The organism is Myxococcus sp. AB056, assembly GCF_006547365.1.
GTDB lineage: Bacteria > Myxococcota > Myxococcia > Myxococcales > Myxococcaceae > Myxococcus > Myxococcus virescens.
Genome location: NZ_VHLB01000112.1, coordinates 1 through 25,993 on the forward strand (window position 1 = coordinate 1; position 25,993 = coordinate 25,993).

At 66.5% G+C, this 25,993-nt stretch carries 20 protein-coding genes and 2 pseudogenes; 4 read left to right on the top strand and 18 right to left on the bottom strand.

Going from position 1 to position 25,993, the window contains the following annotated elements; translation table 11 throughout:
• From FMP39_RS32585 to FMP39_RS32640, 12 genes and pseudogenes are all read right to left on the bottom strand, one after another.
• Positions 1 to 680 (bottom strand): annotated as a pseudogene (locus FMP39_RS32585) (hypothetical protein); the annotation flags it as partial.
• A 6-nt stretch (positions 681 to 686) separates the two neighbouring features.
• Complete coding sequence (locus tag FMP39_RS32590; protein WP_141593950.1) at positions 687 to 1,166, bottom strand: phage tail protein; 480 nt, start codon at positions 1,164 to 1,166, stop codon at positions 687 to 689.
• On the bottom strand, positions 1,163 to 2,734 hold the full coding sequence (locus FMP39_RS32595) for a phage tail sheath protein (protein WP_141593951.1): 1,572 nt from the start codon (positions 2,732 to 2,734) through the stop codon (positions 1,163 to 1,165). Before FMP39_RS32595 ends, FMP39_RS32590 begins: the two co-directional genes overlap by 4 nt.
• Before the next feature lie 28 nt (positions 2,735 to 2,762).
• Positions 2,763 to 3,218 (bottom strand): phage tail protein, encoded by a 456-nt coding sequence (locus tag FMP39_RS32600; protein WP_011554491.1) that lies wholly within the window; start codon positions 3,216 to 3,218, stop codon positions 2,763 to 2,765.
• A gap of 18 nt (positions 3,219 to 3,236) precedes the next feature.
• A complete protein-coding gene (locus FMP39_RS32605) occupies positions 3,237 to 5,609 on the bottom strand; it encodes a phage tail sheath subtilisin-like domain-containing protein (RefSeq protein ID WP_228558531.1) in 2,373 nt (790 codons plus the stop codon).
• Between the two features lie 56 nt (positions 5,610 to 5,665).
• Positions 5,666 to 6,397: a hypothetical protein gene (locus tag FMP39_RS32610; RefSeq protein ID WP_141593953.1), complete on the bottom strand. Its 732-nt coding sequence runs from the start codon at positions 6,395 to 6,397 to the stop codon at positions 5,666 to 5,668.
• The gene (locus FMP39_RS32615; RefSeq protein ID WP_074960177.1) at positions 6,394 to 6,987 is read right to left on the bottom strand and encodes a DUF4255 domain-containing protein; all 594 of its coding nucleotides are present in this window, start codon (positions 6,985 to 6,987) and stop codon (positions 6,394 to 6,396) included. Before FMP39_RS32615 ends, FMP39_RS32610 begins: the two co-directional genes overlap by 4 nt.
• Positions 6,988 to 7,138: 151 nt before the next feature.
• Positions 7,139 to 8,173, bottom strand: coding sequence for a pentapeptide repeat-containing protein (locus tag FMP39_RS32620; protein WP_141593954.1), 1,035 nt, complete (start codon positions 8,171 to 8,173; stop codon positions 7,139 to 7,141).
• Entirely contained in the window at positions 8,170 to 8,919 is a 750-nt protein-coding gene (locus FMP39_RS32625; protein ID WP_141593955.1) for a hypothetical protein, read from the bottom strand. The genes FMP39_RS32620 and FMP39_RS32625 overlap by 4 nt, the downstream gene beginning before the upstream one ends.
• 3 nt (positions 8,920 to 8,922) lie before the next feature.
• Complete coding sequence (locus tag FMP39_RS32630) at positions 8,923 to 13,761, bottom strand: DUF4157 domain-containing protein (protein WP_228558532.1); 4,839 nt, start codon at positions 13,759 to 13,761, stop codon at positions 8,923 to 8,925.
• Between the two features lie 560 nt (positions 13,762 to 14,321).
• Positions 14,322 to 14,699 carry a DUSAM domain-containing protein gene (locus tag FMP39_RS32635; RefSeq protein ID WP_141593957.1) on the bottom strand — a complete coding sequence of 126 codons (378 nt, stop codon included), beginning with the start codon at positions 14,697 to 14,699 and terminating at the stop codon, positions 14,322 to 14,324.
• 230 nt (positions 14,700 to 14,929) lie between these two features.
• Positions 14,930 to 15,280 (bottom strand): DUF2019 domain-containing protein, encoded by a 351-nt coding sequence (locus FMP39_RS32640; protein ID WP_141593963.1) that lies wholly within the window; start codon positions 15,278 to 15,280, stop codon positions 14,930 to 14,932.
• Positions 15,281 to 15,356: 76 nt separating this feature from the next.
• Between FMP39_RS32640 and FMP39_RS32645 the strand changes: the two are divergent.
• A pseudogene (locus tag FMP39_RS32645) lies at positions 15,357 to 15,446 on the top strand (transposase); the annotation flags it as partial.
• A 214-nt stretch (positions 15,447 to 15,660) separates the two neighbouring features.
• Here FMP39_RS32645 and FMP39_RS32650 read toward each other — a convergent pair.
• From FMP39_RS32650 to FMP39_RS32665, 4 genes are all read right to left on the bottom strand, one after another.
• Positions 15,661 to 16,011 carry a DUF2019 domain-containing protein gene (locus tag FMP39_RS32650; RefSeq protein ID WP_141593964.1) on the bottom strand — a complete coding sequence of 117 codons (351 nt, stop codon included), beginning with the start codon at positions 16,009 to 16,011 and terminating at the stop codon, positions 15,661 to 15,663.
• Complete coding sequence (locus FMP39_RS32655; RefSeq protein ID WP_228558533.1) at positions 16,011 to 17,363, bottom strand: hypothetical protein; 1,353 nt, start codon at positions 17,361 to 17,363, stop codon at positions 16,011 to 16,013. The genes FMP39_RS32650 and FMP39_RS32655 overlap by 1 nt, the downstream gene beginning before the upstream one ends.
• 135 nt (positions 17,364 to 17,498) lie before the next feature.
• On the bottom strand, positions 17,499 to 18,428 hold the full coding sequence (locus FMP39_RS32660) for a DUF2381 family protein (RefSeq protein ID WP_141593958.1): 930 nt from the start codon (positions 18,426 to 18,428) through the stop codon (positions 17,499 to 17,501).
• A 9-nt stretch (positions 18,429 to 18,437) separates the two neighbouring features.
• Positions 18,438 to 20,390 carry a serine/threonine-protein kinase gene (locus tag FMP39_RS32665; protein WP_141593959.1) on the bottom strand — a complete coding sequence of 651 codons (1,953 nt, stop codon included), beginning with the start codon at positions 20,388 to 20,390 and terminating at the stop codon, positions 18,438 to 18,440.
• A gap of 199 nt (positions 20,391 to 20,589) precedes the next feature.
• Here FMP39_RS32665 and FMP39_RS32670 point away from each other — a divergent pair, with 199 nt between their 5' ends.
• Complete coding sequence (locus FMP39_RS32670) at positions 20,590 to 20,841, top strand: helix-turn-helix domain-containing protein (RefSeq protein ID WP_228558534.1); 252 nt, start codon at positions 20,590 to 20,592, stop codon at positions 20,839 to 20,841.
• 136 nt (positions 20,842 to 20,977) lie between these two features.
• Positions 20,978 to 21,325 (top strand): helix-turn-helix transcriptional regulator, encoded by a 348-nt coding sequence (locus FMP39_RS32675; protein ID WP_020479164.1) that lies wholly within the window; start codon positions 20,978 to 20,980, stop codon positions 21,323 to 21,325.
• A gap of 22 nt (positions 21,326 to 21,347) precedes the next feature.
• Here FMP39_RS32675 and FMP39_RS32680 read toward each other — a convergent pair whose 3' ends face one another.
• Positions 21,348 to 22,514: a serine/threonine-protein kinase gene (locus tag FMP39_RS32680; RefSeq protein ID WP_141593961.1), complete on the bottom strand. Its 1,167-nt coding sequence runs from the start codon at positions 22,512 to 22,514 to the stop codon at positions 21,348 to 21,350.
• A gap of 1,102 nt (positions 22,515 to 23,616) precedes the next feature.
• Here FMP39_RS32680 and FMP39_RS32685 point away from each other — a divergent pair.
• Complete coding sequence (locus FMP39_RS32685) at positions 23,617 to 25,254, top strand: hypothetical protein (RefSeq protein ID WP_194858658.1); 1,638 nt, start codon at positions 23,617 to 23,619, stop codon at positions 25,252 to 25,254.
• Between the two features lie 237 nt (positions 25,255 to 25,491).
• Here the strand turns inward: FMP39_RS32685 and FMP39_RS37610 are convergent, their stop codons facing one another.
• Positions 25,492 to 25,818: a hypothetical protein gene (locus FMP39_RS37610; protein ID WP_194858659.1), complete on the bottom strand. Its 327-nt coding sequence runs from the start codon at positions 25,816 to 25,818 to the stop codon at positions 25,492 to 25,494.
• Positions 25,819 to 25,993 lie beyond the last annotated feature (175 nt).

The window sequence follows — 25,993 nt, forward strand, 5'->3', positions numbered from 1 at the left end:
CCAACGCCGAGTCCCGCCCCCGCGCTGAACCCACCTCCAACACCGAACCCGGCACCCGCTCCGATTCCACCCGCCAGGCCCGCGCTCAGGGCTCCGCCTGTTGCAAACGCTGTGGGCGGGGCCAGTGGCACGGACGGGTCGACGGTCATCACGTCCTGGCTGGGGAAGCGCGGATTGTCTTCACTGTTCTGCTCCGCGACGGCGCGCGAGATGGGCTGGTTGCGCGCAGCGGCCATCTGCCGCGAACTTTCGCCTTCGGCTCCCCTGGAGAAGACGCGTTGCTGCCGCGTCATGCCCACCGAGACGGTCGAGCGCAGGGGGATGCCATCGGACGCGAAGAAGTCGATGGTCTCCCGATAGGTGTCCACCAGACCGGTGAATTCGAAGGCGCCCCACCGGAAGGTGACATCCGGAGGAATCTGGCTCTTGGCGCCCATGAACTGCGCAATGCGTATCGTGTGGTCGCAGACGTTGGCGCCCGTGCCGGTGGTGTCGAAGACCAGCTCCAGGGTGAGCTTCGCGCTGCTCTCCGAGACGAACTGCTGATTCTCCTGGCCCTGAGCGTTCTGGAGCTTGTTGGTGACGGTGTACTGGAGCGAGCTCGGATTGAAGTGCACCAGCACCTCTTCGCCGTTGCTCTCGTTGATGAAACTCGCGCTTTCGGGAGTCGTGTCTGGCATGGCGCGCTAGTCCTCGAGGGACAGTCCTTCGTGCACGAGGTGCAGCTCTTCGATACCGACGTCCGTCGCGCGGGCGTTGAAGTCGGCCGCCTTGAACTTCACCGGCATGGCGCGCTCCAGCTTGTAGGTGAGCACCGTCTGGGTCCCTCCGTTCTCCGACGGGGCCTTGAGGCGGATTCGCACGGTGCACCGGTACCCGTAGTCGCCACTCGTCACCCTCATGAACCAGCGAGCCAGCCGCTCGCCCGACGAGAGGCCTCGCTTGAGCACCACGGTGCCAAAGCTCACCGGCCCGGCGCGCTGCACGGCGCCCAGGTTGTGGCCGCCCACGCGAATGGCCTTCGGCTCCATGGTGGCTTCCAGACCCGTGCACTCGGAGAATGCCCCGTCTACGGGTGCCTCTTCCGGGCCACTGCCCGACAGCGGCTCGGGCTGGAAGGTGAGTTCGAAGCGGAAGGTGTGCAGTGGCCAGAGGTCTCCGCTCATGCGGCTTCCTCCTGCTGAAGTGACACGTCACCCTCCAACGCGGAGAGAAGGACCTGCACTCGTTCGATTGCCGCCGCGGGAGCCAATTCCACCAGCGCGATGAGCCGCCCGTTATCGAGGTCGTCCTGCGTCATGGTCGTCCGGTCACACCGCACGGAGAACGCCTCGCGCGGCGTCGCTCCTCGCAGTGCGCCCTCCGCGAAGAACCGGCCGAGCACGGACTCCATCCGGTAGCGCAGCGCCAACCAGGTGTCCTCGTTGGAAGGTGAAAACGTCAGGTCCGCGCCGAGTTGCCTCGCCGCTCGCAGCACCGAGGAGATGAGCCGGCTCACCGGAGCCTGACGGTGGCTGCCCCTCTGGCTGGACGTCACGTCGGACAACACCTGCATCCCGCGGGGCGTGGGCCCCAGCAACGTGACGCGCTCGCCCAGTGCGCGCAGCGGCGAACCCGGCTCGCGCGGTTCCTGGTCCAAGCGTGTTGGGATTGGGAAGACCTCTCGTACCTCCGCGAGCCCCAGTCCCAGGGCGCTTCGGAAGGTGCCGCGAAGCAGTGCGTTGCGTGCCAGCACCCCCGTCAGCGCCCCGTCAGGGGCCACCAACCGCTCCGGAAGTCCCTCCGAGGACGCGGTCCTCAGCCAAGGATAGGCGAGCTGGATGAACGCGCTCTGGAATGGGGTGAGCACTCCGCTGGCATGGAGGAACGCGCCCAAATCCTGCGTCGCGGCGCGCTTGCCCGCGGGAGTATCGAAGACCAGGCTTGTCGAGGGCAGCGGCAGCGCCGCGACCAGGTGCGTCTCCCGGAGGCGCCTGTCGCGGAGGAGCTCGGCCACTACAGCGAGGAAGGCCGCCCAGTCGAGGTAGGCTGTGAGTCCGCAGCGAGGCGCCGCGCGCTCCGGCGTCTTCCACTCGGACCCGATGGCAGCGCCATGCGTGGCGCATTCCACGAACCCTGGGGCACCCGCGGGTGGCAGGCGGGGGATGGGGAGTGGCTCGGGCGCGTCCGCCACCAGCTCCGGCAGGTCTGGAAGGCAGAGGAAGGACACATCCTGCAGGCCGAACAGGTGGGCCGCGCCGTGCCACGTCGTGCGGTCCGCGGCGGAGGCGGGGTGCTCCATGCCAGGAGGCGCCGGCACTCTGCTGCCCGGCAGCAGCAGGTTCAGCCGCCCGAGCCGAGTGGCGCGCTCCGCCCCTGGAGTGAGCGGGTCCGCCATGCGCACCACGTAGCACTTGCGCCCGCCCTGGACGAAGAAAGCCTGCACCGCCGCTCCCAGGGCGGTGAACTCGTCGGGGGCGGTTCCGGCGCGGGCTCGCCAGTCGAAGATGCGCTCGAAGGCAGCGAAGCTCTCGAAGGGCAGGGGGACGTCGGTGAGCGGGGCCTGCGGATCGTTGGGGTCCACGCGGAGCGTGGGGGCGGTCATCCACCCCTGCTCGAACAGGTAGCGCGACAGCGCGGCGGGCACGGACGTGCCCGGTCGACGGCGGACGAAGCCCACGAAGAGGGCAACGTCCATCCGCTCGGGCGCGGTGGGCGCCACGCGTTCTGTGACTTCGAAGGTCAGTCGCCGCATGGCCCGGGAGCTCCCCCTGATGCTCCGCTCAGTCCACGTCCGGGAAGCCCATCCGCACCGTTTCCGCGGCGAGGACGAGCTCTTCCATGGCCACGTCTCCGCCACCCTTGGCGGCCAGCGTGGGGCCGGTGAACTTCATGGGCGTGACGTTCACCAGCTTCCAGGACTGCACGGGGTTGCGAGCCTCGTCGAGCAAGCGGATGGTGACGGCGGCCTTGCGTCCCAGCGGACCGTTGCGGCGGACGTCCTCCACCCACGTCCAGATGGCCCGCGAGTCGACGACGCCACGCTTGAGGGTGACGTCGCCCGTCTTGAAGGCGCCGGGCACCTTGCGCACGTGGTTCTCCGGGTCGCTGCCCTCGCGGTACTCGGAGAGGGTGACTTCGGTGCTGAGTCCGGACACGTCGGAGAACCCACCGAAGGACGTGCCGTCGAAGCTGATTTCGAAATTGAAGGCGCCGTAGGGCGTGGGGCGGGTAGGCATGGCGGCGAGTCCTTTGCGTTAGGTCCGGGCATCCGCCGTCTTCTGGCCGATGCGGAAGATGACGAACTCAGCGGGCTTCACCACCGCCACGCCGATGAGGCAGACGAGTCGGCCGTTATCGAGGTCGTTCTGGTCCATGGTGGTGCGGTCACACCGGACGAAGAACGCCTGCTTCGGGTCGGTGCCCAGCAACGCGCCCGTGCGCCACTGGTTCTCCAGGAAGCTGCCAATCGTCTCGCGGATGTTGGCCCACAGGCGCTCGCCATTGGGCTCGAACACGGCCCACTGCGTGCCTTCGTCCACGGAGCGCTCCAGGAAGTTGAAGTAGCGCCGCACGTTCACGTACTTCCATTCCGGGTCGGAGCTGACGGTGCGCGCGCCCCACACGCGGTAGCCGCGCCCCGGGAAGAAGCGCAGGCAATTGATGCCCTGTGGGTTGAGCGTCTCCTGCTGCGCGAAGTGGATGTCCTGCTCGAAGCGCAGCGCGCCACGGACCACTTCATTCGCGGGCGCCTTGAACACGCCGCGTTCGATGTCGCTGCGGGCGTAGATGCCGCACAGGAAGGCGGACGGCGGCAGCGCGATTTCACGAGGGACATCGGCCGCCTCGGACCCGGCCAGCGGGTTGGCGACGACGACCCAGGGGTAGTAGAGCGCGGCCTTGGTCGAGTCCACCTGCGCGCGAAGTGCCAGCGCGTCCTGCGGCCCGTATCCGCGCGGCGTGTCCAGCACCGCGATGCGATACGCTCGGCGCCGCTCCGCGGCGCTGATGAGCCCGAGCCTCACGGCCTGCGCCGACGCATACGCCGAGGAGCCCGGCGCGGCGATGATGGAGATGTCCTCCACGCCGCCCAGCCGCTCGAACGCGTCTTCGTACGAGGCCGCGCTCGGCTCGTTCCCGTCGGAACCACCGGTGAGCGTGAAGGGGCCCGCGGCCAGCGCCGTGCGCAAGGCGAACGCGGACACGCCGTTGCCCGCCTCGAACGCGTACATCCGCTCCATCTGCTCGGAGAGCGTGGCGGGCGAAGGGGTGAGCACGTGGCCCAGGTAACGGGGATGGGCGCGGTCCACGCCCAGCCCTTCGTACAGCCGCTCCTGCCCGTCACCGTCCTGAGTTGTGACGGTGAGCGTGACGAACTGGCTGTCCCCGGGCAGCTGCTGGAACTGCGACGCGGTGTCGTTCGGCAGCGGCAACGTGTCACTGCCGTTGGACCAGGTGCCGTTCGCCTGCTTCAGCCACCAGGTCACCCCCGCCGTGCCGTCCGTCCCGGGCTCCGAGGTGGCCGCGTCCAGGCCCAGCGCGCTGGAGCTCACCGAGGCCACCTCCAACGAATGGCTGGCACCGGGGAGCGGGTGGCTGATGACGAGCTTGTTGTCCTCGACGGACGCCGTGGCGTTGGCGCCCAGGAGTGCCTGGATGTCCGCGAGGGACACCGCGCCCAGGTCGCTCACGTTGCTCTGCGGGTCTGCCGCGTTGTCGACCGTCTGTGCGGCGAGCTTGAGCTGCGGGTTGGCCGAGACCTGGATGAGGGCCCCGGTACCGCGGGCATCGGTGCCCAGGAGGAGACGGCCGACGGGCGCGGCGTCATCGGCGCCGCTGAGCCGGGCGTAACCACCCCGAAGCTGCCGGTTGAGAGTGTCCACCACCTCCGCGGGTGTCAACGGCGCATCGGTGGGCAGGGTGAGGGTCTGCGCCTGTCCGCCCAGGGTGACGGTGAGCGTCTGGTTGGCTTCGAGGAATGTCGTCGAAGGGTCGAGCTCCGCCGTCGCCGCGGCTTCGGCATTGCGCCCGGAGAATGTGACGGTGACGTCAGTGTTCCCGTCGAACGTCAGCGTGAGCGTGGTGCCATCGGGGACGTTGAAGGGCGGGGGCAGGGTGCCCACGATGCGTGCGGCCGAGGCGGCGGTCTGATTCAGCCGGACCAGGCTGCCTGTGGGCGCGCGCCGCATGGCGCCGACCGTGGCGGGCGCGAGCACTTCCCGGACGCTGATGTTTCCGTTACCCGCGCGGCCGGGGAACCTCGCGGTGAAGCGCGCGCGCAGGTTCGCGTCCGCGTTGGGGATGACGTCCGCGCCAGCAGTGGCATTGGCTGGCGTCCCCGAGAAGACGCGAGCCACGTAGAGGCGGGAGCCGCCCTCGTTGAAGTAGGCGCGGACCGAGTGCGCCAGGTAGTTGGTCGTCTCCTCGGTGCCGGTGAGGTCCAGGTCCGCGAGGCCACCAAAGAGCCGGACGAATTCGGGGAAGCTCGTCACCAGCGACGGGGTGCCGGAAACGGGGCCCTTGCGTGCCGGGCCCGCGAAGCCGCTGGTGCTGGTGCTGACGCCCTCGATGGACCTGGCTCGGAAACTCGTCTCTTCGACGTAGACACCGGGTGCGAGATATTCAGGCACGCGAGCCCCCACTTTCTCGTTACGTGGCGCGCGGTCGCGCCGTCATTGGTCTGTGTTCAGAGCTCGACCCAATCGAGCTTGATGGTGGTGGTGACCTCTTCGCCGGCCGCGACGTCGAGGGTGCTGCTCAAGGGGTGGAAGTCCAGGGAGAGTGCGTCGGGGTCCGGAGGCTGCGGCAATGCCGCCCAGGCAGCGGCCAGGCTGAAGGTGAAGTGGACGGGGGCCTCGGGATTGCCCCAGTCCGCGATGGGAATGCCGGGCACGAGGATGAGCGCGTCACCCCGCTCGTTCGACAGGCCCCAGCGCGTGATTTCCGGGTCGGCCAGCGCAAGCGACACCAGCGCGCCGGGCAGTGGCGTGTCGTGGGCGTCCACGACACGGAGCCGCACCACGGCACTGCGCGCGGACGGGCGCATCAGCGGCGACGGGTAGAGGGTGACGTCGAGCGGGCGGAAGACGGAGTCTGGCGGGAGCGGCAGACCCGTGGGCGGAGCCGTCGCGTCTCGTGGCAATTCGAGCGTGAAGCTCCGGGCAAGATAGTGGCGTGTGGGGTCGCTCGCCACCAGGGTGAAGGCGGCCGCGGCGGGGAGCGGGTCCGGCAACTCGAAGCTCGCCGCGTAGTCGGAGAAGCCCGGCGCGTCCGTCACCACGTGCAGCCCGCGGACGTTGCGAGCGAAGCGGAGGCCATGCCCCGCGACGGTGATGGGCTCCGTGAGGGGGCGTTGTGTCTCCGCGTCGAGGAAGCGGATGGCGGCCAGTGCGCGGCTCTCGGTGCGTTCGAGAATCATCGCCTGGGCACCTCGTCCGTGAAGTCGAAGCGCCGTGCGACGACGGGCCGACCAGCGGGTTTGCCCTGCACGTCGATGCAGACGACGCGGGCGACGTACGTGACGGAAGGGCGATAGGGGCGCCGCAAGGCGTCCCACATCCGCAAGATGTCTTCCTGAGGAATTTCCGCCGGGACGATTTGCACCAGCTCGTCCGGACGCCAGACGCCCACGGGGGACAGGTCAGAGGCACTCAACGCGTTGTGCGTGTGAAGCTGCAACATGACCCAGGCCATGATGCGGTGCTCGTCGTCGACGTTTTCAGCCCAGACCGTGAGCAGGTAATGCAAGTCGAGTGCGAGCGGCGGAGGCGCTTCCGCGCGTGGCTCATTGCGCAAGTGCTCGTTGACGGCGACGCGGTAGAGGAAGAGGGTGACGCCTGGGACTTCGACCGGAGGGGTGTTTGTCTCGCTTCCAGCCATCTTTCCGCTTGGGACGAGCTCGAAACGGCACGTGGGCAGGCCTTCGGGCTCGTGAGACAACTCGTAGGCGTGTCTCAGATATGAGACCAGCGAATCGCCTACCGAATAGATGGCGGAAAAGCCGGCCACGTTGGTCCCCCCAAGTGCACCGCGTGTATGTTCTAAAGGTGAATGAGATTCGCCTTCGAGTATGGATATGGTGTCGAAATATCCACGATGAGTCAAGTCACCTCATGCGGTGGGTGAAGTGCCTGAGACCTGTTGAGACGGTGGGAGATGCCTATCGAGGCGCCTGAAGCCGGGCGAGCAGCGCGCGGACGATGTCTTCGGCGCTCGCGTCACGCCCCTCGGTTCCCGTGGGGGTGAGCGCTTCGAGCAAGGCCTTCCATTCCTCGGGCGGCTCATCGCCACGCTGTTCCAGGGCGGAGAGCAGCGGTTGGACGCGTGCGGTCAGGTCCGGGAGTTCGACGCCACGGGCGCCGAGGTCCTGCTGCAGCGAGCCGAGGAGCTGTAACAATTCGGCGGGTGTCTCAGGGCCTCGTGTGGCTGCGCCGTGCACGCTGCCTGGCGCGGAGCGCAGCGCGTGCTCCATCAGGTTTCCGAGCCAGGTGGCCATCGCTGGGGCATCGAAGTTCTCGGGAGCGCTGGGCGGGATGCCCGTATCGCTGGGCTGGGAGCGCGGCGGGGTGGCGTCCTCCGCATCGAAGCGTGCGCCGGTGCGGTCGCACCCGGTCCACTGCACGCCGTCCACGATGGCGCCTCGGAAGTCCGCGTGGCGGAAGCTCCCGCCTGACACATTGGCACCCGTCAGGTCGGCGCCGCGAAAGTCCGCCTCGTCCAGCCGCACGTCCACGAGTGACGCGCCCGTGAGGTCTGCGCCCCGTAACTCCACGCCGACGCCTTCCGCGCCGTCGAGCACGGCTTCGCGGAGGATGGCCCGTGAGAACGATGTCTCCGAGAGCCGGGTCTTGCGCAGGTCGGCTTGGGACAGGTCTGTGCCGCGCGCGGAGCTGTCCTCGAGGCGAGCCTCGAGGAGCCGAGTCCGTCGCAGGTCGGCGCCATCGAGCCGGCACTGCCGGAGCGTCGCACCTTCCAGTACAGAGCCTTCGAGCACCGCGCGCTCGAACGAGCATGCGGAGAACCGCGAACCGCGCAAGCTGGCGCCACGCAGGCTGGCAGTGCCCAGGTCCAAGCCGTCTCCACGCAGTCCGTCGAGTTGGGCGCCAGTGAGGTCCGCACCGTGAAGCTGAAGGTCCCGCGCGCGAGCCTTTTTCTGGAGGAGGGCCTGGAGGATGTCTCGCGCGCTGGCGGTCATGTCTCTCTCCGGCTCATGAGTCCGAGCGCGAGGAGCTGCTCGTGGAGCCGAACGATGAGCGTCGCGGCGCCATCATCACCAGGTGCCGCGGTGTCGAGCGCTTCGACGAAGACGTTCGCGACTTGCTGCGCTTCTTCGGGTGTCAGCGAGGGGGGAACGAGGCGCTGGTCGATAGGGTGCCTCTCGTACACGTTCTTGAGACGCGCCGTCTCATGGGCCAGCGCCTCGCGGAGGGGGACCGCAAGGGCGCTGGCGGCCATTTCCTCGGACGGGTACTTGGGGCGCCAGAAGGACCACTCGAACAGTGTTCCCTGGAGTCCTCGGACGAGGTGCTCCCACGCATAGCTCCGGACTTTGACAGGGCCTGGTAGGTTCGTGACGACCCAGGTCGCGAATCGGCTCGCGAATTCGACCGTGAGTTCCTCCGTCGTCAGAGTCGGAGGACTCGGGCTCGTGAGTACGTTCGCACCCTCGACCAGCTCCGGTTGGAACGGCCGCATGACGTTGCTGCCCATCGCTGTCCGCAAGTCGAGTGGCATGACCAAGCCATCGACGTTCATCTTGCTTTCTCGGTACCCTGGCGCATTCGAAAGTGCCCGTCGTACTTCCGCCACGATCGGAGCGGGACCTTCGAACTGCAGGCGGCCCAGTTGGTCCTGGTAGTCGGCATCCAGCCAGACGAAGAGTTCATTCTTGATGCGTGCGAACGATGACGTGGAAGGGGGCATCAACCTGTAGCGGATCATCACTCACTTCCTTGAGGTGCCAGTAGTGGGCATGGGGAGTCCGGCGCGCGCCCTCGTCCTCTGAATGACACCCAAGACGTAGAAGAAGTGCTCCGGGTCCTGACGATAGAGTTTCATCATTTCGTAGGGGGAAAGGAAGCGCTCAATGCCCGTCGTGACGACCTCCGTTGCCGGGTCGCCGCCGCCATAGTCTTTCCCGGTGTATTTTCTGATGAAGCCGCCCTCAAAGCCCATCTCGTTGGAGTCGAAGTCCTTGGTTTTCGTGAGATCATTCATCGATCGCGCAATCGGTTCCCCTGATGAAGCAAGACGTTGGGCGCGGGCTTTGACGAAGGATTTGGAGGCCGTGGAGACATCGGGATCGACGTGCTCGATGCGGTGAGCGAGTTCGTGGTGTATGGTCTCCGGCTTGGGATTTTTGCCAAGATTGATGGAGTTCGCGTCATGCTCGTAACGCGCACGCACGTCGCGAGGGTGGCTCCCATTGGTCAGGATGAAACCTTGGGGGAGATCATTGCCCGTCATTCGATAGTGTCTTTCGATATCGGCGCGAACATCTGCCTCGGTGCGTTCAGCGGCACGGATGGCCTTCTGGCCCGCCGGTGTGATGGTCACTCCGGCAGCGATCGCCGTTGCCTGTGGCGTCGGAGTTCCCAGAAGCGCATTGCGCAATTCAACCATCACCCTCGTGGCCTTCTCCTGATTGTCGCTGGACCGCTGCTCGATCTCTTTGAGGAGTTGGTTACGGTCGTTCTTGAGGCGGGCGTACTCATGTCGGAGGTCCTCTTGTAGTGCGAGGGTTCGCTCGATGTCCTCCGGGGATGGCTTGCGGCCGTTCTCGCCGACCCAGGCGTTCTTCGTATTAAGCGGGTCTTCGGAATTGGCCGTAATACGGGCGTCAATATCGGCAAGTGCAGCAGCTTCGTTCGGGAGAATCTTGTGGACGAGGTCATCCAGGCGGCTACGCATCCCCTTGGAGATACCCTCCATGAAGTCGATGCCATTTTTGATGAACTCAAGATGTGTCGCGCTCGCGGCCGGGGTGCCGGGGATGTCAGACCAGCCTACTGTCTGACGCGCTCGATCGTTTGGGTTGAATTCAATGTCGTCAAAGTTGTCACGATTATTCGAGGGACTCGTACTGGTGGCGCTTGACGCGGCCGCATCGCCTTCAGAGTTTACCGCTACTGTGGCACGCGAGGTCGACCCGGCAAGGGATTCTGGATGGGTGACGGGTTCTGTTTCGGTCCTCAAGGGGGACGCCGACTCTTCCTCGGGTCGTGGCGTCGTGGAGACGTCGGTCTCTGCCTCAGGGCGAGGCGTCGTGGAGACGCCGGTCTCTGCCTCAGGGCGAGGCGTCGTGGAGACGTCGGTTTCTTCCTCGGAACGTGGCGTGCTGGGTCCGTCGGTCTCCGACTCGGGCCGTGGTGTCCTGGAGACGTCAGCCTCGGCTTCGGGACTCAGCCTGTCGGGGGCGTCAGTCTCTGCCTCGGGGCGGGGGCTTGCCGTGGTTGCGGCATCGCTCTCCGCTGTGGGCCGGGGAGCAATGGACTCGCGGAAAGCGCGGGCCCGTGAGCCAGGCACGACGCCCGCGCCGCGAGCCATCCACCGTTGCTGGACTCGCTTGATGCGAGGGACTTCGCCGAAGCCGCCGGTGACGACGGACATGAGCACCGACATGCCCAGCGCATGCCAGGAGAACTCACCCGTGATGAGCTGGGTGGCGACTTCCAGCACCGCATCGGCGGCGATGTTGGCCACGAACTGAAGGGCCACGCTCTTGACGGCGTTCTGGATGATGGCGCCCGCGCCCGCGCCGAACACGCCGCCAATCGCACCCATCAGCGCGGCCTTGCCCACGCCCGCCATGAGGCGCTCGCCCGACGCCCAGTTGTTGAGGACCTGGATGGCGGCCGACGTCGCCGCGCCGACAATGGCACCGCCCACGATGGTGCCAATGGTCGCGGCTGCCGCTCCGGCGCCCAGCGCGCTCGCCGCCGCGCCCACCGCGCCAATAACCGCCGGGCCGACGACCAGCGCCACCACGATGACGATGGCGATGATGAGCACCACCGCCAGCACGCCCTTCCAGGCAGGCTGTTCCTTCGACGCCGCCTCTTGGGCCTGGACGGGAATGTCGCAGTCGAGCTGCGCCTTGGAGTCCCGGAGGCTCTGTTCCAGCGCGTCCGCGGAGTCCACGAGTGCGCTCTCGACGTGGGTGAGAATCGTCGTGCAGGTCGTCTGGAAGCCGGTGGCCACGGTCTCCAGGCCGGTGGCTCCGTCCGAAGCCACCTGTTGTGCTTGCGTGGTGAACGCGTCGCGCTGCTGGCCGAAGCTTGTGGTCGCTCCTTCCGCCAATGCGCCCATGGATGCCGTGAAGGAATCAACCAGGGCCGTTGTCGCTTCCTCGGAGGACTGGCCCAGCCGCAGCATGGCCTCCAGCCCTTGGTTCCCCACGCCGTCCACGCGCTCCAGGGCGCCGGCGGCTCCATGCTCCACCTGGGAGACGAGGCCATCCAGCCCGCCTTCGAGCCCGCCCATGGCTTGCCCGAGGATGCGCTCCAGTTGTTCGCCCTCTGGAGCGGACTGCGTGGAGAACAGGTCGCGCACGCCCGTGAGCGCCTGCACCAGGGTGTCGATGGCGCCCGTCACGGCGTTCTGGATGGACGTCGCCGAGGCGAAGGCTGCCAGCTCGATGAGGACCTGTTGCAGGTAGCCCGTGTCATTCACGGACTGACGCTGGTCGTGTTCGTGGCGGTCCAGCCGGGCCAACTCGGCGATGAAGGCCGAGTCGACGGAGGCCATCATCGAGTCGCGCGTGGTCTCCGCCTGCGTCAGGGCTTGTGTCCGGCTGCTTTCGAGCGCGGCGACGAGTTGCTCGTACTGCGTGTCGAGCGTCTCGCGGGCACGGCGGGCCGCGGCGATGACACCGCAGCGGTCCAACTGGCGCCCCTTCATCGCCTCGCCGGCCTGCTTCGTGGCCGTGTCCACCAGGCTCTTGCGATAGCCCTTGGCCGTCTCGCGCGCGGCCTTCATCTGGGCCTCGGCGCGGCGGTCGGTCAGGTAGCCCGCGAAGAAGCTGTCCTTCTTGTTGATCTTGCAGCCTTCGTATTCCTCCGCGTACTCCTCGCCGAGCTGGACGCACTCATCGCCCACTGTCGGGCCGAGTGCTTCGTGGGCAATGCGGGCCTGGGCGTAGAGGGAGTTGACGCTGTCCAGCGTGCCGGACTCCTGCTCGTCAACGAGCATCAGGCTGGAGTCGTAGACGGCCCGGAGCGACTCGATCGCACTGTCGGTCTCCGAGTGGATGGTGGAGACGGTGGTGGAATGCTCGGACAGGACTTGCTGGCGGGCTCCCTCGGCCTGGGCGGTGGCGGCGACGCGTGCCTGCTCCACGCTGGCGCTGATGGCCGCCTTCTGTTCCTCCATGGAGGCGGAGATCGCGCTCTTGTACGTCTCGGCGAGCGCGCCGATGCGGGCTGGAACATCATCCAGCGCCAGGAGAACCGCGTCCTCGATTCGATTGGCCGCCTGAAGGAAGAACGCGTCCGCGCGTGAGTTCGCGTCAACACGTCGCGCGTCGTCCGCCGACGTCGCACCTGGCGCCGGGACGAACTGCACGCCGCCTCGGAGCGAAATGGCCCCGGCCCCGGCGTTGGCGAGCGAGGCGGACGCACTTCCATTCGCCGCTACGGCATCCCACCGCTGGACTTCAGCCGTGGCGATGGCTTCGTCCAGCGGCGTACGAGCGGCCTCATTCGCGGCGTCTTCCGCCGGGGCTCCGCCGTTGCCCCCAGATGCCTCCGAGGACTGTGCAGCTGCGGCGTCACCCGTGGGGGCCCCTTCCGCGGAAGCTTCAGCGGCTTCAGGGCTGGAAGCATTGCTGTCCAGCGTGGACTGCGCGGGCGCCGCGGCTTCCGTGGAGGAGGGCACCTGCTCGGAGATGGCTTCCTCAATGGGGCAGTTGTCTTGCTCCTCGGCATCGGGACTGACGCTGGATGCGGCTTCCTGCGACTCCGTGGGCGCTGGCTCGGGAGGCTCTTGTTCGGGCTCCTCCTCGGGCTCTTCAATGGCCTCCGTGTAGCAGGTTGCGTTCTGCGGGCCGCCGCCCGCGCAGGTCTGTGCGCCCTCGGTGCCGCCAGGAGGGGCGGCCGTGTCGCTCGTGGGCTCAGCTGGACCGGAAGTCAGTGCATCGGTCGCGGGGCCCGCCGCGGCGCCAAGCGCGCTTCCAGCGGCCCCCGAGCCGCTGTCAGTGGACTGTCCATCCTGGGCCGAGCGGCCTTCGGTCGATTCGCGCGAACCGCCGTTGGAGGAGCCACCGCCACCTCGCGGCCTGGGCATTCGGGAGGGTGCTGCAGGCGGTTCGAAGAGGCGGTGGACGTTGGCTGCGAGGAAGGGCTGGACGGGCGCTGCGCCTGGAGACGTTCCCGTCACCGGAGGACCGGAGGGGCCCACCGCGCGGTCGAGGATGGGCTCGGCGGTTTCGCCTCGGACCACGGCGTCAGCGGCCTCATCCGCCTGGCGCTCGTAGGGGTCTCCTGGGTGGCCGACGCCGTCATGGAGTTGTACGCCGGAGCGCTGCTGAACAGCATGCGCCGCTTCGTGTGCTGCCAGTCTCAGGTCAGGTGGGCCACGAAAGGCGATGCGATTGCCCATTGTGAATGCATGGGCCCCCATCCGGTCGCTCGCGAGCGCGGCCTCACCGCCCACACGGGCTGTGACGTTCGACAGGTCATGGCGGCCGAACGCCTGCTGAAGCTGTGCGAAGTGGGGAAGGGGCGCGCTGGCATCCTTCACGCCTGCATGGGCCTCGCGCCGGATGGCCGCGGGCCGTGACTCCACGGTGCCTCCGGCTGCCTGAGGCTGCACCGCGTCCTTCTCCCCGCACGCCGCGCACGGGCCGCCTCCGGATTCACATGCCGCGCACTTCGCCTGGAGCGGAGGCCCGACGGGGGACCCCAATCCACCTCGCATGTAACGCGGGACACCCGATGCCAAGCTGGGGTGGGCGCGTGCGCTAGGGCCGCTCTCGCCGGACCGCCCGCGCAGGAAGGCGGGAACGCCAGGAGCAGATCGCTCCGACGGCGCGCTCTCAGGACGTCTGGATGAATCCGAAGGCCGGGTCGACTCACTCCGGCGTACCGACTTTGACGTCGCTCGGCTCACGGATGCGCGCCCCCTGGTGATTCATACCAGAGGAGTTCACGTGTTCACTGTCAGTGTCAATGGGCGGCACTGTGGTGAACTGGAGCCGACTGTGAGAGCCCGGTGGGGCCGGAGATTTCGCCGGCGCGAATCCCAATCCGACCTGGGGCCGCCGTCAGGTCAGCTCAGTCGTTCCAGGCCCGGTAGTGACCCCTGAGTATGGCGGGGGCGCGGCGTCAGTCGCGCTCCCGTTGTCGTTACGGCTCGTCGAGCGCGTCTAGCTGAACCTGGGCAAGCTCGCGGTAGAACGGGACGACTTCAACATTGAGCAGTTCCAGGAAAGGCGCGCGTGCGGCGTCAAGGTCGCCTGCCTCCTGGTGCTTGAGTGCTTCGGTGATGGCACGCGACAGGCGCCGCGAGCCCACCCGGATACGCTTCGCAATCTCTTTGAGCAGCGCGGCGGCGCTCACATCGTCCTGGAGTGCCTGGGTGACGTCCTGTGGCGCTATGGCTACTTCGGAAGCGGTATTGGTCAGGAGCGCGCGGTTTTCATCCGTGAGAACGAGCGGTTCTCCAAGGTCGGTAACGCGGCGGTTCAACTCCCTGATTTCGTGCCAAGTGCGGTGTTCCGGCATCGAAAGCCCCTATCGACTTCTACGGCTGCAAAGGGTCAAGTCCCGAATCGTGTGTAGGAGGGGGGCGGGGGAGGAATGCGCCTCGGAGGCATCAAGCAGCGGCGGGGGCAGGGGGATTTCAGCAGGAACATGTCGAGGTAGCGGCAGTCATCCCAGACGCCGGTGACCTCAAGCGCGACTACGTATACCTGGCTCGCCTGGACAGCGCCGAGGGGGGGCTCCGATGCGGGCTACTCTGGATCGAGCGCCCAGGTTCCGTTCTCCCAGTGCCGCAGGGTCATAATTGCGTCGAGGGCGCCGACGCCTCCTTCCTTCGCCGCAGCCTCCAACACGGCCTTGGCTTCCGCCGTCCGGTAGCGGAGCAAGAATCCAGCCGCCATGGCGCGAATGTCCGTACGGGGATGCGTTAGCAGCACGGCGAGGGCTTCCCGACCCGCATCCCCGTACGCCCGGAGTTGCTGAAGCGCCGCGATGTACTGCTTGGCGTGGCGATTCCCCGTCTTGGCATCTCCTTGCCGGATGGCATCGGTCTGGGCCGCGACGTTCCGCGCGAATTGATCGACCAGTTCCTCCAGCGTCATCACCAAACCCTCTCCTTCACGTTCTCAATGGCCAACAGCCCGAGCTTGCGTTGGGTCTCACGCACATTGGCAGAGAGGGCTGGCCGCTGCGGCCCGGCAGGCCCTGCCGGAGGCGCGGCTGCAGCGCTGCACCGTGCACCTGACGCGAAACGTCCTCGCCAATGCCCACTGGAAGCGCCTTCGCAGTACCAATGGCTTACAACACCGTGCACCCCCACAAGGCCTTGAAGATGCGCTTCCCGCGCGAGTTTCGACTCGGGTCATCGAGCTTCTGTCCCTCATGATCGAGAGGATGCCGTAGCTCCCGCCGGCCGAAGAGGTACCCATCATCGGTCCATTTGAAGAACCGCGTCGGCATGAGGTGGTCCAGCCGATGCGGGCTACTCTGGATCGAGCGCCCAGGTTCCTTCTTCCCAGCGTTTCAATGCCTGCTGCGCTCCGAATGGGACCAGCCCTTGCCCCTTGGCTGCTTCCTCCAGGACCGCTTTGGCTTCGGCCGTCCGATAGCGAAGCAGATGCGCGGCGGCCATCACGCGCACGTCCAGTCGCTCATGCTTGAGCAGCACGGCGAGAGCGTCACGTCCGGCATTGCCGTGGGCCAGGAGCTTATCGACGGCGGCACCATACTTCCTGGCGTGCTTGTTCCCGGTCTTGGCGTCTCCCCGGAGGATGGCCTCGTTCTGCGCGGCCACGTTCTGGGCGAACTGCTCGACAAGATCCTCCAACTTCATCACCAGAGCCCCTTCCCGATGTTCTTGATGGCCAGTATCCCGAAGTCACGTTGGGCCTCGTAGGACTGTGTGCTCAACCATTTCCGTACGGTCAATGGCGAGCCGGTAATATCGCGTCGAATCGACGAATAGAACGCGCTGACGTTGCTGTGTAGGGCCTTGTCCAGCGGGATGATGTTGTCGGTGTTGTGGAGGGCCTGGGGCCCGAACTGCTTCACGTTGCCCGGGGTCTGCTCGACGATGTGGTGCCACTCCTTGTTCTTGCCCGCCGGGCCCATGGCCTTCTTGAAGCCACTGAACGAGCCCCAGGCCCTGTAACCCGTAGGACGTGCCTTGGCGGAGGCGCCGCCGCCCGTGCCTCTGGCCGCCATGGCCACCGCGCCGGGCGCGAGGGCGATGGTGACGTTCTCCGCGCTCACGGCCACCGTTCCCACGTCCGCGACCGCTGCGAGCCTGATGCCCACCTGCGCTTCGGCCTGCACCGCCGCCTGCGCGGCGCCGGGGAGCTTTGGCACCTTCGCCCCCAGCCCTGTCGCCGTGTTCCCAATGGCGGCCGTGGCCAACATGGCGAACGCGCGCGCCGCGTTGCGGCCCATGACCTTGCCGTAGCGCTCCCCCGCCTCGCGCAGCTCGTCAAACGTGGTGGCCCGTTCCGCCTCCTCCACCAACCGCTTGAAGCCCACGATGAGGCTCCAGAACGTATCGACCCCCACGTAGGCAATGAGGGAGGCGGTCATCACGGCGGCCACGCCCTTCGAGAAAGGCTCGGGCACCGCGAGCAAGATGCAGTACGTGGTCCACGTCCAAAGAACCGCCGCCATCATTGCTTGGGGCTCGGCCATGTCCTTGAAGGCGTCCATCATCTCGTCCAACACGACGCCCTGGGCCAGGGCCATGGCCAGGGCGTAACGGCCATCCCCGGTGACCGTGGGGTTCTCCACCAGGAGGCGCAGGCAATCGCCGGGCCTGTCCGTGCGCTCGCACCAGCGCAGGTAGGCGCGCGTCAACTCCACCTCTGTCGCGGGTGGTTCGCCCGCCAGGTGTTCACCCGGTCCCAGCGGGATGACACGGTGGCCGCGCGGCTCATACAGGTACGAGCCGCTGCGCGAATCCACCTCGAACAACCGCCGGGCCGTTTCCTGGGGACGAGTGGACGGCCGCACGCTCTGGGCGAGCGCTTCTACGGCTTCAACGAAGTCGTCTTTGTCGAGCTCCACCGGCGCGGCATCGCCGCTGCGTGGGGTGAGGACGATGGGCTCGCCGAGGCCCGTGTGCAGGCGCACGGACTTCGTGGTGCCGCTGCATCCGAGCAGCATCGCGAGCAGTAGGGGAGTCGACCATCGCGGCAGCACGCGGAGCCCTCCTGGCGCTGGCCCCCGTTCGCTGGGAGCCCAGTGTCGAGGCGAGGTCTTGCAATACCAGATAGACCTGACAGGTGCTTCGGGCTGGAGCGGCGCTGGGGCGCGTGCGTGAGCCTGTGGGCGTGCCTACGGGAACGTCACGCCGGAGAGCGTGATGGCGCGCAGCCCGCCCGAGCCCCACAGCTTCAGGGTGAACGGCCCCTGTGCCGCATCCGGCGTCGCTTCTGCTTCCACCACGACGCGGCCGAACGGATCGCGAGAGATGGGGGTCTTTTGCCAGATGGTCAGGATCTTCAGGGACGTGCCCGGCTTGCTCACCAGCGATGCACCTTCCGCGGTCCAGGGGTTCGCGGCGTCCGGGTTCTCGAACTCCACCGCTACGGCCACGCGAACAGGGGCGCGATAACTCCAAGCCCGGTGTGCCCAGAGTGCGTTGCCTGGATGCTGACGAACCTCTTCGTTGACGCGGAGGAACTTCGCGGCGACGCCCTCCTCGTCTTGGATGACACCGTTGGCCAGGAGGCCCGCGATGCCGCTCGGTTCCCGCTGTTCCCCCCTCAGCCGCGCGTTCTCCTCGTGGCACTGCTGGGTCTCCGCTCGGGCCTCCTTCGCCTCCTGCTGGTAGGACTCCGCCGTGCGCGCCTGTCTCCACACCTCGACGATGCGCTCGCCGCGCGCGGGGTGGGCGACGAGGACGAAGGCCGCATCAAGGGGGACCGAGCCATCCTGGAAGCGCACCGTCAGCAGTAGGCGTTCGCCGGGTAGGAGCTGCTCCGAGGGCACCAGCCGGAGCGTGCTTCGCCCGAGGTCCACGAGCGAAAAGCGCTCTTCGCCTTCGAGCACGACCTTCGCCGGATCCAGGGCGGAGTCGAACTCGAAGGACGTGGACATGCGTGGGCTTATCTGAACCTCTGGAGGCGGCACCGCCGAGGATGGCTCCGCCGAGATTTCGACGCGGCGCACCCCAAGGCCCGAGACCGTGGGAGACGGTTGGGCGGTCGCGGCTCCACACGCGAGCACGAGCACCACGAATAAGGCGATGGGCGACGCGGGCACGGTCGGTCCTCACTCGAAGCGGCGCACGGCCTTCAAATCCAGGCTGGAGTAGACGGTGGCCGTGCCGGGGGCTCGGGTGGGCTCCATCTTCAGGAGTCCGATGCGGCCGTCCTCCGGTTCAACGAACTGCACGCAGACGGGGATGCGCTCATTCTTGGGAGTACGCGCCTCGGTGAGTCGTCCGTAGACCCGCTCTGGACCGACGAGGAGCTGCCCGGAGAACAGGGTCTGCGAAGGCATGCGTCCCCAAGTGACTCCCATGCGGACCGTGGTCGTGCCCTCACGGACCTTGATGTTTCTGCCACCTTTGCCGGGGCTCAGGTCGAAAGTGGTTGAAGGCCGCGCGAGTCCGGGGGCGAAGAGGCCGAGCTGTTCCATGGCCTCAATGGCCCCGGGAGGACAGTCCTCGGGAGGCAGCGTCGGGCGCACCTGGGAACCAGGGCACGCCATCGAAAGGCAGGCCGCGACACCCAGGCCAAGCGCCTTGCCAACGGCTGTGCCCCGGAGGCGCTGCGGCTCGGGCTGGGGGAGCATGCCGGTGTCCTTCTTCATCTTCACGGAGGCCTTCTCCTTGGGATACGTCGCGGGAACGGCGACGGCCGCAAGGGTGGATGCTCCATCGAGCGGGCCTGCGGCCTCGTCAGCTTCCAGTGGCCTCCAGGGTGCCGCCACTTCCTGACCGGGACTCCAGGACGCGGGAACGAACGCGGAACCGCCGGGGGGCGAGCCCACGGTGACATGGGAATGGGGCGCCATCCCGTGACGTGCGGCAGGAGGGGAGGAGGGCATCAGTCCGCGCGCGAGCACCAGTCCGCCCACAATCAAGACCACCAGGAGCGCCATCCAGGCCGCCACGCGCAGGGCCTTGGAATGACCGGCGCGTGCCGCGGGAGGCGGCTCGAACGGGATGGCCACCGCGTTTGCATCGGATTCGTATGCGTCCCCACCTCGTGGCGGACGAGGCCCGCGACGAGGCCGGGCCTTGCGCCGCTTCAGCCACTGCGCCAGCTCGTCTTCGACCGCTTGCGGCGCCTCCGCGAGCGTGGTGGCGGTGTCCGCGCCATGGGCGTCGCAGAGCTTCACGTCCCAGGCTTCGTCCGCCTGGGCCAGCAGGGACTCCAGTTCCGCGCACAGCGTGTCGGCGTCGGGGTGCCGCTCCTCGGGCGTCTTGGCCAGCAGGCGCATGCACACGTCGCCGAGGGCCCCGGGGACGCGCGGGTTGAGCGCCTGGGGCGGTTTGGGGGCGCGGTTGAGCACGGCCTCCACGCCCTCGGCCTCGTCCGGCAGGAAGGGCTGCCTGCCCGTCAGGAGCCAATAGAGCACGACGCCCAGCGCGTACAGGTCATCCGAGGGGCCGGGCTGGTAGGAGCGGCCACGCTCGTCGCCGTGCTCCTGCTGGAAGCGCCAGGCCTCGGGCGCGCGGTACTCCAGGGTGCCCGGCGGGAGCACGCCGCCGGTGATGCTGGGGGCGCTCTCGTACCCGCCCGCGCCGAAGTCCACCACCACCGCCTCGCCGTCCGAGTCGCGCACGACGACGTTGCTCTCCTTCAAGTCCCGGTGCACCACCTTCGCCCGGTGCGCGGCGCCCAGCCCGCGCGCCACGCCGAGCACCTTGCGCACCACCTCACGGGCCGACGGGTTCTCCTCCGTGGCCCACACGTCCAGCCGGCGCCCCTCCACGTAGTCCATGACGATGAAGAAGGACTGGGGCGCCTCGTCCGGCCACTGGCCGTGTCCACGGATGCGCACCAGGTTGGCGTGCTTGAGCCGCAGGAGGATGGCCACCTCGCGCTCCGCCCACTCGGCCAGCCCCCAGAGCGGGATGAGCTTGAGCGCGGAGCTCCGCTCTCCACGCCGGGCGCGGTACACGGCGCCGAAGCCCCCGGCCCCCAGCCGCTCCTCCACCAGGTACCCGCCAATGTCCGTGCCCGGGGGCACGACGGGATGCAGACGCGGGCTCACGAGTCCTCTCCTTCGGCGGGGCGTACGGGCTCGGCGTTCCTGGACATGCGCTCAACGGGCAATGGAACTCGTGAGGGTTCCCCCCGCGAAGCAACGTGGGAGGAACATAGACCTTGGACGGATACCATGGTTGAACCTGTTGAGGTATATGCTCGGAGTGCCGTCCCCGCGGCATTCTCCTCTTTTCCCAGGTCTCTTCATGTACGCGAAGCTCTCCCAGCGGATTGGAACCCAGGTCCGTGCTGCCCGGCATCGAGCGGGCCTGTCGCAGGCCCAGGTGGCCGAGGCCATCCACGTGCCGACGCTGGTGCTCAGTCGCCTGGAGCGCGGCAGGTTGTTGCCCAGCCTCCCCACGCTGGTGGACCTGTGCGGCGTCCTTCGTGTCTCCGTGGACCTCCTCCTGAGGGGCGAGGGCCTGGCGTTTCCCGCGCCCGAGGGGGCCGGCCAGTAGGTGGGGCGGCGCCGTGTGACAGGGGGCTCGTCGCGCATCGACACGGCCGCCAAGATGCGGCAGGAAGGGCGTTCCCGAGTCGCGGGCCTCCTGCCCGCGGCAGACGGGGTCCTCGGTGTTCCTGGTACCTCGACGCATGAACGAAGAACTGGCGACCCGCATTGGAAGTGCCGCCCGAGAGGCCCGGACGCAGCTCGGGCTCACGCAGGCGGAAGTGGCCGAGAAGCTGGGCCTGGCGCACATGGTCTACAGCCGCCTGGAGCGCGGGAAGATGCTGCCCAGCGTGCAGACGCTGCTGCGGATGTGCGCGGTGCTGCGCATCGGCTCGGACGAGCTGCTGGGGCTCGCGGACGCGGAGGAGGGGAAGGGGGCGCGAGGCCCGGGCGGAGCGCCCAGGCTGCGGCAGCTCACCGGCCTCGCGCGAAAGATGGACGAGGAGCAGCTCGACGCCCTCGTGAAGGTGGCCCAGGTGCTGCTGCGTTGACGCGGCGCCCGGCCGCCCGCGCTCACTTCGCGTTCGGCGCGAGCGTCGCTTCGTCGGCGTCCAGTCCCTCGGGGAAGATGCCCGCTTCGTCGAGCTCCACCCGGTCGCGCAGGACGGAGGCGTCCGACAGCATCCGCGCGAGCTCCTCGCTCGCCTCCTTCCGTCCGAAGGGCTGGGACTGTGCCGCGAGCGCCGCCCGCAGGGCATCACGCAGCTCGGCGGCCGAGGTGTAGCGCTCGGAGGGCTTGCGCTGGAGGGCCTTGTGGATGATGGCCTTGAGCGCGTCCGGCAGGCCCGCCATCGCGTGCTCCACGTCCTCGGGACGGTAGCGGCTGACGAGCGCGATCATCCGTGTGAGGGGCACGGAGGGCGCCTCCTCCGTCTTCACGTCCAGCGCGGCGATGGGGGCCTGCGCGTCCTCCAGGTCGAAGAGGTGCTTGCACGTCAGCATCTCCATGAGGACGAGGCCCAGGGAGAAGATATCGGACCGGCCATCCATGGGCTTGCGGTGCAGGTACTCGGGCGAGGCGTACGCCACGTCGCCCTTGAGCAGGAGGCCCGGGGTCTCCTCCCGTCCCACCATGAGCGAGTAGGCGGCGCCGAAGTCCGTCACCTTCACCTCGCCGCTCCGGGCCACGCGGGTGTTCCGGGGCGCGACGTCGCGGTGGATGATGCCCAGCGGCCGGTTCTCCGAATCCCTCAGCGTGTGCGCGTGGTGGAGGGCGTCGGCAATCTCGGCGGCGATGTAGAGGGCGAAGGCTGCGGAGAGCGGCCGCTCGCGCATGGTGGCGAGGCTGATGACGGTGTCCAGCGTGGGCCCGTCCACGTACTCCGCGATGATGTGCGGCCTGTCGGCGTGGATTTTCAGGTGATGGACCTGGGCGATGGCCGGGTGGTGGAGGCGGAAGGCGAGCTGGACCTCCTCGATGAGCCGCTGGCAGCGCTCGAAGGAGGCGGGATTGCGCAGGCGTTTGATGGTGACATGCCCGGCGAGTCCGTGGGGGAGGTGACGCTCGGCCAGGAGCACCACCTCGCCATTGCCCCGCCGATCCAGCGTGCGGAGGGCCGCGTAGGTGGTGGTGTCGATGGTGAACCGGAGCCGGGGGCGGGCGCGCTCCAGGTCTGAGCTGTTCTCCGGCGTCGGGTCCTCGAACTGCGTTTCGTGGGTCGGCGTGCTGTCATCGATCATGGGCGGCTTCCTGATGGGATTGAGACGCGCGGCGGGCGCTGGCACGGGCGTCCCTGCGCACGGGTAGGCTGCGGCTGTGTGCGACGGGGCTGGTTGCGGTGCGTTTCAGGGTCTATTGTTAGTGAACCTATAGAGTATTACAAGCGCGCTCAGAGAGGCGGCTTCACCGAAGCTGGTGTTTGCCTTGCCCGGAACGGCTGCTCGGCTTGCGTCGGAATGGGGGCCACCATCGCCGGAATACGCAGCTGGCGGCCGGCCCAGTCACACGACTCGTCGTGAATCCACCCACGCTGGGAACGCAGTCTGAGGCTCCTGCGAGATCACGCCGCTATCACGCGGTGTAGGGGCAGGCGTTTGCCCGCAGAACGCCGGTCATCGGCCGGTTACGCCCAAGGACAGTGGCTCGGCACCGGGGTGAGGGGCTACTTCGCCTACCAAGCGGTGCCGAGCAACGTGCATACCTTCAGGCATTCCGGCCGCAGGTCACGCGGCACCGGCTGTATGCCCTGTGCCGCCAGCAATGGGGACCGGATGCCCTGGGAAAGAATGCGCGAGCTGTCTGGTCGCTGACTCCGAATTCTCAGGATTCTGCCCCCTGGGCGTCGTCAGCTCGGCACCTCAGCCGAGGCGACAACTTACCTGACACAGGGGGCACGTAGCTGGCGACGAGACCGGGCCGAGTGGGCTCGGCGTTCGGCTGGGTCCTTTCCGACGTCACCACCTTCACTTCAGCGATGACGGACAGGCCCTTGAATCCGTCCTTGGTGCGGATGGACTGCACCTCAAGGCGGTAGCGTCCGGCCTTGAGCTACTGCGCGCCGAGGGTGGCCTGGGCGGTGGCGATGCGTGCGAGTGCTGCGTTGCTCATATCCCGTGTTTCCGTTCGAATGGCGGGGCGCCAAAGGGACGTCCTCACCTTCTTTATGGGGGCGCTTTCCGGGAGTGGTCCATGCGCCCAGTACGCGTGCGGCTTGCTAGAGTTCGCATGCACATTCGGGTGTGCGGTCAGCTTGTTCAGTCTGGAGGTCTAATGGAGAACCGAGGAGTGTTAATTGGGGGTTTGGCGGAGGGGCGCGTTAAGGAGTGGGCTCTCCTTGGCGGCATGTTTCCCAATAAGGCTGGTGACGATAAGGGCGGGTGGGATTTCTTGTTGGAGGTCGAGCGAAAAAAGGAAGGACATGCGGAGGCTATTTCGCTGGATCGGTTACCTAGTATGCCTGAGTTTCGTGTTCAGGTGAAGGCTACAGATGGAACGCGAGCGCCCAAAATTGCATTGTCGAATCTGTTGCGTCTTTGTCAGTCTCCTCAGCCCGCGTTTGTTGTGATTGTTCTTTATGGTGGCAAGGAACAACCTCAGGCTGCTTATCTGGTTCACGTTGGTGAGCGTCTGATAGGGAAATGCCTCAAGCGATTGCGCGAATTGTCTGTTGATAGGCAGGGTAGGCTAAACAAGATCGAGATAAGCGTCCCATGGGAAGAAAAAGACAGGTTTGACCAGCCTGATTCTCTGGCGACAGGCTTGGCTCTAAGGCGAGGTCTGGAAGGCTATGTGTGCGAGGGGCTTGCGGAGTACGCCAAAAGGAAGACGGGGTGGTTTCGGAGTGTAGGTTTTTCCGAAGTCGCGATTAGGGGAAAGTTTGGGGTAGCGCCTGATGTGGAACGTACTTCCAGGGAGGTTCTTGAAGATTTTGCACTGGGGCTCAGGGATTCGATGCGGGTTGAGATTAGAGAGGCAACCGAGATTCGCTTCGATATAGGGAAGCCGTTACCATGGCCATCCAGTGCGGTGATTGCTTTCCCGAAAAACAATCCTCCTGCAAAGTCAGTGTTTGTGAGATTTTCGTGGAGAGAACATCGGGTGCTGCTGAAGGCAGAGATGTATGCCACTTATCTTTTCTTTCGGGATCTCCCTGTGGAAAAGCAAGGGTTTCGGCTCAAGATGCGATTTTTTGAGTTTGTTTCTCGTGGCGACAAAGTGGATGTCCGAATGGTGGCGCCCGACTATGGCGATGCGGTCTCGCTAGCGGAGTTGCATGATGCTTTTAGGTTGATGGTTTTGATTCGAGAGTCGCGAGCTAGTGGCGAGAGGATTGAGCTGAGAATATGTCTTGATGGTATCTGGGTTAGTGGTTTTCGATTTGAGCTTCCTGGGAGAGGTGGGTTTGGACTGGATGATTCCGAGGTCGTTGATGTCGTGTCGGACTTGATTGTAGTGGTTGAACGCCTGGGGATCGGGAGAGATGTCTCAGTCTCTATTGATTCGATTCTGGGGCAATCTGAAAGAATTCGGCAGTGTCGCAGACTCTTAGAGCAAAGGTTTGATGGTGTGGTGGTTTGTGGAAAGATAATGCCAGTCTGTGCGCCGCTGGAATGTTCGGGCGATTCGGCGGGTTTTGTTGTCGTGGATGGTCGAGTTGAATTTAGGGTTGATTTTGGCGTGCCCTGGATCTTGGTCTTTCGAGTCGGAGGGAATGTTGTGGTTGTTTCTGTTGCGATGTATGGTCGGCCGATCTGTCGAGGTGTCGATGGGGTCGGAGTTGTGTCTTATGATTTTGTTCCGAAGTTCGAGGTGGTCGAGGAATTTGTGGAGGCCGTCCCTGAAGGGGGCGCATACTCCTTGGTGCCTCACAGGGCGCGACTGCGAGACTGGATGGTGGCGAAAGGAATCTTCATCCCTCTGCCTTTTGCTCCGAAACAACCTGAGCCTGCGCATGCATCCGAGGAGGTTGAGGAGTCATGAAGGACTGTGCGTGTGTTTGATGTCGGCTGTGGTAGTAGCTTTTGTGGCTGTCCGTCAGTCTGCTGAATAAATCGCGCCCTCTCGCGAGCAGTGGCGAACGCATCTGTGAAGTCCTGAGAGTGCAGGCACACGTCCACCTCGACGAAAGGTGCTTGTTGGCCGGGTCGATGCGCGCGCGAGGAGCTGCTCCCAGGAAGCTCCATCCGCGGGCGGCGTCACCACGAGGTTGCGCGAGAACTAATGGAAGTTCTTCCCTGTAGCGTGTGCTTTGATGCTTGCCACTACGGAGCGCGTTCCGGTCTCTCTGAGGATTGCCTCGGACGCGGCCTTGCCCCCGCCGTAGAACGGGACGCCTGCCGTCTTCGCGATGCGCTCTCCCAGCTTTGGGAACTCGACCCAGACGATTCCCACCCGCGAGCGAGCCCACTCCGCTGCGTCCTTCACGAGAAAGTCCGACACCCAAACGGAATGGGGCTCGGGCTGCACAGCGGTATGAATCTCCGCCCACTCCTGCCATGTCGCCGCGTGCCAGACGGGCTTGTCGCCCTCGTAGGGAGGCGACATGTGAGCGCGGATGGCTGCTTTAGTTAGCAGCCCCGGCGAGTCCAGGTGTGAAGTTGCCCCGGTTTCGTGGAGTTCCACCCGCTGTGCGAAAAGGGTCCCACGATGCCGAAGTCACGTCCCCCATACCCGCCGGAGTTCCGTGAGCGGGTCGTCGAGCTGTTGAAAGCCGGCCGCT